Below are 9965 nucleotides of genomic sequence, written 5' to 3' on the forward strand. Positions count from 1 at the left end.
GAAATGATAAAATCCGAAGCCAAACGCCTCGGATTTTTGTCTTGTGGTATTAGTAAAGCTGAATTCTTAGAAGCAGAAGCGCCTCGACTTGAAGCTTGGTTAAATAAAAATATGCATGGTGAAATGCGTTATATGGAAAACCATTTCGATAAACGCTTGGACCCAACATTATTAGTAGAAGGTTCTAAAAGTGTAGTATCCTTGCTATTGAATTATTACCCTTCTGAAATTCAAACCAAAGATTCCTATAAGCTTTCAAAATATGCTTATGGTACTGATTATCACTTCGTCATTAAAGATAAATTAAAATTATTATTACAGTTTATTCAAGAAGAAATAGGTGAGGTTCATGGAAGAGCATTTGTAGATTCTGCACCTGTTTTAGATAAAGCTTGGGCAGCAAAATCTGGTTTAGGTTGGATAGGGAAACATTCCAATTTACTAACCCAACAAGTTGGTTCTTTCTATTTTATTGCAGAATTAATTATTGATTTAGAATTAGATTACGACACACCAGTAACTGACCATTGTGGCACTTGTACAGCTTGTCTTGATGCGTGTCCAACAGAAGCCATTACTGAACCTTATGTTGTGGATGGTAGCAAATGTATTTCATACTTTACAATAGAACTCAAAGAAAATATACCAACAGAATTTAAAGGAAAATTTGAGGATTGGATGTTTGGCTGTGACATCTGCCAAGATGTGTGTCCATGGAATCGATTTTCTAAATCACATAAAGAACCATTATTCAACCCTCATCCAGAATTGCTATCCATGACCAAAAAAGATTGGGAGGAGATTACAGAAGATACCTTTAGGCAAGTGTTTAAAAAGTCGGCTGTTAAGCGTACTAAGTTTTCTGGGTTGAAGCGGAATATTGAGTTTTTAAAAGACCAATAAAAAAGCCCTTTTGAATAATTTCAAAAGAGCTTCATAAAGGGGCAGCTATTAATAGTTACTTCTTTATAATTTTTAGGGTTTGTGTGTTTCCGTTTTCAGCGGAAACAATAACAAGATACATTCCAGGATTCCAGTCTTGAGAATTAACTGTTAATTCATTATGGCTGTTATTGGTAGTTTTATAAACCAATTGTCCTAATGTATTATAGACCTGAGCAGAATTAATAGTATTACTACTTTTTAATTTTAATTCATTAGTAATTGGATTGGTAAATTGTAAAGCGCTAGTTGAATTTACGTCGTCTATAGACAACGCTGCATCTGTAAAGTTTTGAGCATAAACTCTAGAACCACTACCTTTATCTTCTAAGAATGTAATTACAAATTCATTGTTTGATTTAGCATGAAGATTAACATTGCTTTTCGCAGCTGCAAAAGTTGCAACAGGTTTAGACTCTTCTGTCCATACAAAATCACCATTACTATCTAGTAGGACCATATCAAGATTGTTTCCGAGCGATGTTAAAAAAACAGGGTGGTCATTTGTTACTCTAAAATCACCCAAAGGATTGACACCTGAACCCATACTATAAACTGCTTTTGCATTGTCAGTTAGCATTCTGGCACCAGTTACTTTATCAAATTTTTGTAAATAAATACCAACATTACCTTGACCTGAATCTGTATATCTACATAAAGCATATACATATTGAGAACCGGGAGTTAAAGCTATCTGAATTTCTTGCTCATAATTGGTTTGATTGGTGTCAAAATCCACGCCGTTAATTCCCCAAGGTAGTGTTCCATCTGGATTAATACGTTGTACATAAGCATCAAAACGACTGTCATGAGCGAGCTTATATGAGTAATAAACGACATCTCCATCTTGTGCTCCATAATAGATAACATTATAAACCGTATTGTTGTTACTAGAGAATAATTGTGTAGGTGATGCCCAAACACTAGCTCCTGTAGAATTAAAGCGTTGTGCATATATAGTTGACGTAACTCCACTTCCCAGTTTATGGTAAAGACAAACAACATCTCCATTAGACATCTCGTAAATGTTGGCAGGTGCGCTAAGAGATTCTACAGCCGTAGGAGTTGCCCAAACAGGAGTTCCATTAGCTGAGTATTTTTGCATTTCTCCATTATAACTAGAACCATTTAGCATAGAAATAATAACCTCTCCGTTAGATAATGGCCACATTCTTACTATATAAGCTGTACCCAAACTAATACCATCGCTTGTCCATTGGTTGTTTCCATTACTATCTACTTTAAAGGCATATCCACCATTTCCTGAGGTTGCTGTTGCACCAACGTAGATGTTGTCGTTGGCATCTATGGCAACCGACTTAACTTGAGTAAATGAGCTCATTGGCATAGTATTGCTAATTAACTTTCCTTCTGTACCAAATAATTGATTGCCCATAGCATCCAATTTTTGAATTCTTAATTCGTAATTGTCTGGTGATGGTAATTCCTTCCAAAAAACAATATAAGTAGAACCATCTGAGCCAACAATTGATCGAGGAACGCTAGAATCGGCATCTGCTACTAGTGTATTAATAGCAGTATCGGTATTCCACTGAGCAGCAACAAATAGTGTTGAAAATAAGCAAACTAAGATAAGAGTAATCTTTTTCATAATTATTTTGATTTTGTGTTAGTATTAATTTTTTTGATGATTTTCTTTAAAGCCTCTTTTTTTGTTTTAGAGTCCTCTAAAAGTTCATCTAAACTTTTGTTTTGTTGTTTTGATTTTGAAGGCATAAAAGATGCTTTATCATTCTGACACAAACTTATAACACAAATTATATGAAGTCTAAAAATCACCTATTGTTAAAACACTCAACACTATATTTTTGCCCAATAGATAACACTCAAAATTATTCAAAAAATTGATTATTAGTTATTTAATAAATTTAAAAAAGTGTGCTCTAACTCACAGAAAGTGAGTTTAAATATGTAGAAAGATTAATTTTTTCGTTGGTAAGATCCAATTTTTTACGTAATCTGGTACGTGCATTTTCAACAGCTTTAAATGATTGTCCTGTAATTTGGGAAATTTCTTTTGAGGTAAGATCCAAAAATAATAAAGCACAAAGTCGTCTGTCTTTTGGAGTAAGATCAGGATGCGCTTTGTTTAAGTTTTTATAGAATGATTTGTGTACCTGCTCAAAGCTAACCTCAAATTCTTTCCAAATGTCAGTATTTAAATCACGTTGCAAACGCTTCAAAATAAAATCAATGGCACTTTGGGTTTCTTTCTTTACCGCTTTTAACTTTATCTGTTTAAGGTCTTCTAAAATACCATTAATAATATCAGTACGATTCATTTCTGTCATTGCCTTACCTATGAGTACTTTGTTTTTAGCATCAAGACTTTGCCTGAGCTCTTGTTGTTTGGCTTCTAGAAGTTTCTTTTCTAATCGGTTTTTGGTAATTCGGTTTTTATACTTAATCAGTAAAATTGATAATGCCAAAATACCTGCCACTAAACTCAAACCAATTAATAGATATTTAAAACGTTGTTTTGAGTCTTTCAACTCTTGTATTTGAGCACGCGTTTTATACTCTTGCTGAAGTTTTAACCGTTCTACATTAACAGCTTTTTCTTCAATATTTAAGCTATCTCTTATCGTATTGAAAGCTTCAAAATAGTTCACTGCATTTTTATAATCTTCTTTATTTATATAGGCTTTGTACAGCGTATTAATAGCATCTTGATTATTAAAAGTGTAATAATTATTCTCCATTAAATCTACAGCTTTTTTTGCATAAATTATTGCAGAATCGTTTTCTTGTTGTTTTAAATAATGCTGGGATAATGTGTGGAATACAAAAGCTTTTAATGGATCAGAAATTGCAGTATTTGTAGTTGAAAGTGCTTTTTTGAAATAGAAATTTGCTTGAAGCGTATCATCCTTCGTCATATAAGCCCTAGCCAAATTGGTATAGATATAGGCGCTTAAGTTATCGTTGTTGAGCGATTTTGAAATGGTATACGACTTTAGATAGTAATTTAAAGCAGAGTCTATATCTTGTTCGAGATAGAGCGTACCCATGTTATTTAGGATTTGTGCTAATCCCAATGAGTCGTTTTTTTGCTTTAGATTATTATAAACATTTTGAAAATGCTCTAAGGCTTTTTCTTTATTATTGAGTCTAGCATAAACGATGGATAAGTTATTTTCAGATTTTGCTAAAGCTTTACTATTATTGGCTTTTTCATAAATGTTGTAAGCTTTTAGGTAATAATCTAATGTCACATCAAATACATCCTTAGAGTAGTATAAAGAAGCAATGTCATCATAAATGGGTCCTAAATATTTATCGGGATTATCTGTTTTATTCGCTTCGCTTTCTGCTAATTCTAAGTATGTATTCGCGCGTTGCCAATCAGAATATTTTAATTCTAGAGCAATTTTCTGGCATAAGTCTATCTTCTTTTCTGTAGTAGAACTTAAATTTAAACTATCAATTAATTTATCTACAGATACTTGGCTATAACATAAACTACCAAATAAAAAAAATATACAAATTAAGAAGCGTGGCATAGATTGCGATAAAATTTAAAGATAGAAAATATTACGCTAAATCTTTATGCGCTACCAATAAGTAATTTGCTACACTAGTCTACTTAAAACTAAAGCCCATAGAATATTTAAAGGCAAAATTATCACTGGATTTTTCTAGATGATGATAACCATAACGGTAAAAGGCACCAACTCCAATTCCAAAATAACCTAATTCCATAACTGGTATTTTAATAAGGTTTTGAAGTTCTAAACCGGTTTCAAAAAAAATGTTTTCTTTGGTTTTAAAAGCTATACTTTGATGAGATGAAGTGTCATCTAAACTACCAACTCCAAAGTTGTTGTGCAATAAAATATCTGGTTGAAGATAACCTTTGTTATTAAATAATCTTCCAAAATTATGCGTAGTAAAAAGATGTGCGTATTTGTCTGATAAAAACTCATAAGGTACAACTGTTTGAAAATAATTTCGAACAACAAAAGGAATATCTTTATCGTAAGTACCTTCTCCAGTAAACAATAATCCGTAAGGAAGTGTACTATCTATATAGCCTAAATCTAAACGGTAAGTTGTTTTACCAAGTCCTTTGGTAATAAAACTATGGTCTAACGTCAATCGTAATTTGTTATAACTAAAATCACTGTCAAAAGTCCCGTTTAACCCTTTCGAATATATAAGGTTGAATACAGGTGCATCATTAGGCATTCTGGTTGTGATACCAAAGTTGTTAACCAGCTTTTCTTTTACGTGGTAACCAATACCCAGATTTATTTCAGAGTTTGTATAATTGGTGATTGAAGAGCCATTATGCACAAATTGATAATCATAAAGCGGAGTAACTTTGGCTGTATTAAAGCCTAAAGACCAATTTATATATCTGTAGAGTTTCATGTTGGTATTAATGCTGTAGGCTTCTATGCCATCCATTTGGCTAGCAATCCAGTTGCGCTGCACAAAAGGGTTTTCAACGCTATTACCAGAGAAATTGCCTGTTTCGCGTAAATCGTTTACATAGCTAAGATGAAAAGAAATATCTTTTTTTCCTAGCACTTCAATTAAAAGATCTCCACCATATTTCCAGGCTTTATCTTTAAAACCATAAGCCGCATAACAACCAATGGAGACATCTTTAAAAATATCGTCATTTGTATACAAGCCCAACCCGAGTCTATTGCCTTCGTATTTGTTATATCGTAATAGTTGATTTATATCTACATCAACATATTTAAAAGGAATACGTCCTTTAAGCAGACTAGGTAATAAGTTAAAAATCTTATCTATTTTTATTTTCTCACCTATACTATCTATAAAAACATATGTTCTTTTTTCTCTAAAGTCTAAGGTGTCCCTTCTGTTTAGTGACCAAAAGTTTTCGCCTTTAGAGCTCGCTCCTTTAGGTAATGTTACAGAAACAAAAGGAAAATCTTTTTTAGACAAAGATGCATTAGGTTTAATTTCAGACAAATAACTTTTGCCTACATACTTAGCGCTTCCAAAACCTTCACCAACAGTAATTTCAAAATTTAATTGTTCAGGAAACCAATACGAATTTTCAATATAATTGTACTTCTGCTGAATGGTAACATTAATTTTTCCTGAATTAAATGTCGTAGCATCCACACTTTGTACAGCATATTTATTAGAATTGATTTGTAGTAAGCCTTTTAGACCTTCAAAATTTCTATTGCTTTTTGGTTCAAAGGAAATTACGAAAACAGTATCATTACCTTTAATATATTCTTCTTTAAGTCTAAATTTATATTTACGTGTACTACCTTTAGAAATAGGGTTTAGGTAATTTGTTTCAAACAATGAAATATGTTCTTCATAAAAAGAAAATGGCTGAAATGCATTCGCTAACATGGCGAATTGAGGGTTTTTAAATCCAGAGGATCTCGTTGCTATAACACTGTCTTCAGAAAATCTTGGTTTCAGATATTTATGTTTGGCAATAGTTTCTGTGATAAAAAAATAAGAACCTTTCATAATACTATCGAGTTTTTCTCTAATAGTATCTCTTTCCTTTTTTTGGTTTCCAGATGTTATAATAATCTTGTCGTAAGATTTGTAGGTGTAAGAGTTTAAATTTTCAGGATTATTAAGGTCTTTATTAGCAACAGCCAATCTAATGATACGATGCGCAGGATTTTCGCCATCAATTACAACTTCATCGAGCTCACTAATAGTTTGTTTCAGAGTAATCGTATTGTTCACAATGTCTTCTACAACTACAGTTTTAGTCGCGTAGCCAACATAGCTAATAGTTATAGTTTTTATGGCTTCGTCTAAATGGAAAATTCCATCAATATCTGTTGATGTGCCTTTATGTGTTTCGGTATTAAAAAGAATATTTGCAAACGGAATAACTTTCTTCGTGTCTTCGTCTATTAGCTTTAACTTTCTGATATTTTGAGCACTAGCAATAAAACCGCAAAGAGCTATAGCTATTAAAAGGAGGTTTTTCATTAATATTTTTGGTTAGCAGCTTTGCTAAATAACGTACAATTTTTGAAACTATTGAATTTTAGACCCATTTTCATTACGTATCTTTGCGGCTTAATCCAATTAGATTATGAGCAAGCAAAGTAAGCGTATAGAAGCATTAGTATATCATGCAAAGCCAACACCAGGAAAGATAAAAGTAGTACCTACTAAGAAATATGCGTCTCAAAGAGATTTGTCCTTGGCATATTCTCCTGGAGTGGCAGAGCCATGCTTAGAGATTGAAAAAAATGTAGAAAACGTTTATAAATACACAGCAAAAGGAAATTTGGTTGCTGTAATTTCTAATGGAACAGCGGTTTTAGGGTTAGGAAATATTGGACCTGAAGCGTCTAAACCTGTTATGGAAGGAAAAGGTTTACTTTTCAAAATTTTTGCAGATATTGATGTGTTTGATATTGAAGTCGATACTGAAAATATTGATGAATTTATTGAAACCGTAAAAAACATAGCTCCAACATTTGGAGGTATCAACCTCGAAGACATTAAAGCACCAGAAGCTTTTGAAATTGAGCGTCGTTTAAAGGAAGAGTTAGATATTCCAGTAATGCATGATGATCAGCATGGTACGGCAATTATTTCTGCTGCTGCACTATTAAATGCTCTAGAACTTGCTAAAAAGAAAATAGAAGAAGTTAAAGTTGTGGTGAGTGGTGCTGGTGCGGCCGCAATTTCCTGCACACGTTTGTATCAAGCCTTTGGTGCAAAGCGTGAAAATATTGTAATGCTGGATAGTAAAGGCGTTATAAGAGATGACAGGGAAAATTTAAGTGCAGAAAAAGCTGAATTTGCTACACATCGTAAAATAGACACGCTTGAAGAGGCCATGGAAAATGCTGATGTGTTTATTGGGTTGTCTATGGCAGATATTGTATCACCAGAGATGTTAAAATCTATGGCGGCAAACCCTATTGTGTTTGCAATGGCTAACCCAAACCCAGAGATTAGCTATCAGTTAGCTATAGATACAAGAGATGATATAATCATGGCAACAGGTCGTAGTGACCATCCTAACCAAGTAAATAATGTACTCGGATTTCCATTTATTTTTAGAGGTGCTCTAGATGTTAGAGCCACTAAGATTAATGAGGCTATGAAAATGGCAGCGGTAAAGGCTTTGTCTAGATTAGCAAAAGAACCGGTTCCAGAGCAAGTTAATCTTGCTTATAACGAAACCCGATTAACCTTTGGAAAAGATTATATTATTCCAAAACCATTTGATCCAAGATTAATTGCAGAAGTGCCACCTGCAGTTGCAAAAGCAGCTATGGAAAGTGGTGTTGCTAAAGAACCTATTGAAGACTGGCATCGCTATAGAAATTCACTTTTAGAACGACTAGGCTCAGATAATAAGTTAGTTCGTCAATTATTAGGTAGAGCACGTACTAATCCAAAACGTGTTGTATTTGCAGAGGCAGACCAACTCGATGTCCTTAAAGCGGCTCAAATTGTATATGAAGAAGGTGTTGCTCATCCTATTTTACTAGGTAGAAAGGATACTATCATTAATTTAATGAAAGAGATTGAATTTGATGCAGATGTACCAATCATCGACCCTAAGTCAGATGAAGAGCTAGAGCGTAAAAACCGTTACGCAAGGGCTTATTGGGAAAAAAGAAAACGAAAAGGTGTCACTATTTACTCTGCCGAAAAAGTAATGCGAGAGCGAAATTATTACGCAGCAATGATGGTAAATGTTGGTGATGCAGATGCGTTAATTACAGGATATTCTCGAAGTTACCCTTCAGTTGTTAAGCCAATGTTAGAGCTGATTGGAATGGCAGACGGTATTTCTAGAGTTGCTACAACAAATGTAATGATGACCCAACGCGGGCCAATGTTTTTAAGTGACACATCAATAAACATAGACCCAACAGCTAAGGACTTGGCAAGGATTGCTCGTATGACATCCAGAGTAACTAAAATGTTTGGCATAGAACCAGTTACAGCGATGATATCTTATTCTAACTTTGGATCTTCAGACAACCCAAGAGCCGAAAAAGTAAGAGAAGCTGTGGCGTACTTACATAAAGCATATCCAGATATGGTAGTTGATGGTGAGTTGCAAACAGATTTTGCACTAAATGCTAAAATGCTTCAAGATATTTTCCCGTTTTCAAAATTAGCAGGCAGGAAAGTAAATACATTAGTTTTTCCAAATTTAGATGCGGCAAACATTACTTATAAGTTGCTTAAAGAACTTAATAATTCAGAATCCATTGGACCAATAATGATGGGTATGAAAAAGCCTGTGCATATTTTACAGTTGGGTGCTAGCGTAGATGAAATTGTAAATATGACAGCCATTTCGGTTATCGATGCACAAGAACGCGAAAAAAGGCAGCAAAAATAGATATCTTCTTAGTCTTTATCTTGCCCTTATAATGTAAATAATTTTATTACATTTGGGTTTTTAAGCTTAGTTAATAAATGATTACGCACTTAGAGGGCAAACTTGTTGAAAAAAATCCTACTGACATTGTGATCGATTGCAATGGTGTAGGGTATTTTATTAATATATCACTCCATACATTTTCACAAATTCCAGATAGAGAGCATTTAAAGCTATATACTTATCTTCAAGTTAGAGAAGATTCGCATAGTTTATATGGTTTTTCATCTAAAACAGAGCGAGAGATATTTAAGTTGCTAATCTCAGTAAGTGGCATAGGTGCTAATACAGCACGTACAATGTTATCTTCATTAACACCAGAACAGGTTAAGGAAGGTATAGCTAGTGAGGATGTGGCACTAATTCAAAGTGTTAAAGGTATAGGTGCAAAAACGGCGCAGCGTGTTATTATAGATTTAAAAGATAAAGTGTTAAAAGTCTACGGTATAGACGAACTTTCTCTTACACCAAACAATAGGAATAAAGATGAAGCGTTATCTGCTTTAGATGTTTTAGGATTTAATAAAAAACAATCGGAAAAAGTTGTTGATAGAATTTTAAAAGTACAACCAGATGCCCAAGTAGAGCACATTATAAAAGAAGCTCTAAAAAATTTATAATACAA

General features: G+C 33.5%; 7 protein-coding genes. 3 read left to right on the forward strand and 4 right to left on the reverse strand.

The window, feature by feature from the left end; all coding sequences use genetic code 11:
• The first annotated feature begins 3 nt into the window (after window positions 1–3).
• Window positions 4–903 (forward strand): tRNA epoxyqueuosine(34) reductase QueG, encoded by a 900-nt coding sequence (gene queG / locus ACFFGA_RS04580; protein WP_386060642.1) that lies wholly within the window; start codon window positions 4–6, stop codon window positions 901–903.
• A 55-nt stretch (window positions 904–958) separates the two neighbouring features.
• Here queG and ACFFGA_RS04585 read toward each other — a convergent pair whose 3' ends face one another.
• The 4 genes from ACFFGA_RS04585 to ACFFGA_RS04600 form a co-directional block, all read right to left on the reverse strand.
• Window positions 959–2554 carry a T9SS type A sorting domain-containing protein gene (locus ACFFGA_RS04585; RefSeq protein ID WP_386060306.1) on the reverse strand — a complete coding sequence of 532 codons (1596 nt, stop codon included), beginning with the start codon at window positions 2552–2554 and terminating at the stop codon, window positions 959–961.
• A gap of 2 nt (window positions 2555–2556) precedes the next feature.
• Entirely contained in the window at window positions 2557–2679 is a 123-nt protein-coding gene (locus ACFFGA_RS04590; protein WP_386060309.1) for a hypothetical protein, read from the reverse strand.
• Window positions 2680–2846: 167 nt separating this feature from the next.
• Complete coding sequence (locus ACFFGA_RS04595) at window positions 2847–4466, reverse strand: tetratricopeptide repeat protein (RefSeq protein WP_386060312.1); 1620 nt, start codon at window positions 4464–4466, stop codon at window positions 2847–2849.
• Between the two features lie 79 nt (window positions 4467–4545).
• Complete coding sequence (locus tag ACFFGA_RS04600; protein WP_386060315.1) at window positions 4546–6912, reverse strand: DUF5686 and carboxypeptidase-like regulatory domain-containing protein; 2367 nt, start codon at window positions 6910–6912, stop codon at window positions 4546–4548.
• A gap of 106 nt (window positions 6913–7018) precedes the next feature.
• Here ACFFGA_RS04600 and ACFFGA_RS04605 point away from each other — a divergent pair, with 106 nt between their 5' ends.
• On the forward strand, window positions 7019–9301 hold the full coding sequence (locus ACFFGA_RS04605) for an NADP-dependent malic enzyme (protein ID WP_386060318.1): 2283 nt from the start codon (window positions 7019–7021) through the stop codon (window positions 9299–9301).
• Window positions 9302–9378: 77 nt separating this feature from the next.
• A complete protein-coding gene (gene ruvA / locus ACFFGA_RS04610; protein WP_386060321.1) occupies window positions 9379–9960 on the forward strand; it encodes a Holliday junction branch migration protein RuvA in 582 nt (193 codons plus the stop codon).
• Window positions 9961–9965: the final 5 nt, after the last annotated feature.

Source organism: Winogradskyella pulchriflava (assembly GCF_042434315.1).
Classification (GTDB): Bacteria; Bacteroidota; Bacteroidia; order Flavobacteriales; family Flavobacteriaceae; genus Winogradskyella; species Winogradskyella pulchriflava.